The sequence below is a fragment of the Pseudomonas sp. P5_A2_2 genome (assembly GCF_054177685.1).
Map to the genome: position 1 here is coordinate 1 of NZ_JBGCUL010001141.1, position 1,330 is coordinate 1,330.

General features: G+C 48.6%; 2 protein-coding genes. Both read right to left on the reverse strand.

From position 1 onward, the window contains the following. On the reverse strand, nucleotides 1-229 hold a 229-nt coding region (locus tag ACXRVY_RS29530), incomplete at its 3' end, for a DUF1330 domain-containing protein (RefSeq protein WP_458239024.1). Between the two features lie 199 nt (nucleotides 230-428). Continuing rightward, a complete protein-coding gene (locus ACXRVY_RS29535) occupies nucleotides 429-1,232 on the reverse strand; it encodes an HD domain-containing protein (protein ID WP_223458896.1) in 804 nt (267 codons plus the stop codon). Between the last annotated feature and the right edge of the window lie 98 nt (nucleotides 1,233-1,330).

Consider the following 1,330-nt stretch of genomic DNA (forward strand, 5'->3'; position numbering starts at 1 on the left):
CTTCTTGATACGCGTCACTTGCATACCATTCATGGGCCTCCTTGATCGAGGGAAATTGAAGAATGGCAGCCGCTTCAATCTGCTGGCCGTCAAGGATGTCGAGATCTCCGTAGAACGCTAGCGGTGTCACCGGGCGCCCAGCAAGAGTCTGCGGACCTTTTTTCTGGTAAATATCTAGCTCGTTCGCATTGGTGGTCCGGACGCGGGACATGACAACGTAAGCAGGCATAGTAACTCCTTTGACATAAAGTTAATGGCGGGGCTGAGTCGGGCTGGCAACTACTTGTTAAGTAGTTGCCAGTCCGAGTTTTCTGTAAGCTGTGATGCTTCAATAGTTTACGATTGAAGTTGAGTTAGGTGGCTGTTGCGCCGTGTTAAAAAAACAATGGGGTCGCGTAGCCGTGTCCAATCAGAAATTGTTTTTTATTTTACACGTAAGGAGCCAAATCAAGTGCATGCGGAACTGTCTCCACCAGTCCATTTGTTACTGCCTTGAAAGACACTTCAAAGCGTGTGCCGACCAAATGTTCGAATGCAGTCGCGCTGAATACACTGTAGAGCTCGTCTCGAGAGTATTTGGAAAGCACCTCTTTTACTGATCGTTGTGACATTCGTGAAACACCTGTTCCAAAGACATCGCAGATAGCGCCGCGAGTTACTAAGAACGCCTCTGCACCATGTTCCTCAGATGGAACATGATAATTAAGATGAACGGCAATTGCATGCGCGACGATATCCGCGTGCTCGCGACAGAACCCTTTTCCGAGCAAGAAGTCTCGTGCGTGCACGCCACCATTGACGGCGAAACAACAGTCGCATGGTTGCGGGTTAGCTGTGGGCGTCAGGCCCAGGTCGTGAAGCATGGCGGAGGTGAAGCCAAGTTCGCGGTCGAAGTCGATTCCATCGTGCAGCGCGATCAATGATCCAAAGTAGTAGGTGCGCCAGCAGTGTCGCATTAAAGTTGGCTTATACAGATCTTGAACATAGGCCAGAGACTCTCTGACCATCTTTGTGTCGGGCGGTACAAGGTCATCTATAGAAATATACTTCGGGTTTAAAAGGCCAAGTCGGTGGCGCTCTGCATCAAGCTTTTCCTGGCTGAAGATAAATTTCAAGTTGTCGATAAGTTGTACTTGTTCGCTCTCACGAAGGACTCCTTTGGTGGACTCTCCCCATTCTACGGAACCGACTGAAATATCGAGAGCGCTTGACGAACTAGACACAATCTTCATTCTTAACTCCTAGACGTTTTTTCCGTCACAGTGTTGCAACCACCACTTATCGCAAATCATCAGAGTGCTATAAGTGGTACTTGCGATTCTTTACTTTC

Excerpts from the sequence above, each read along its gene's own strand:
- ACXRVY_RS29535 (WP_223458896.1), bottom strand. The coding sequence starts at position 1,232 with ATGAAGATTGTGTCTAGTTCGTCAAGCGCTCTCGATATTTCAGTCGGT.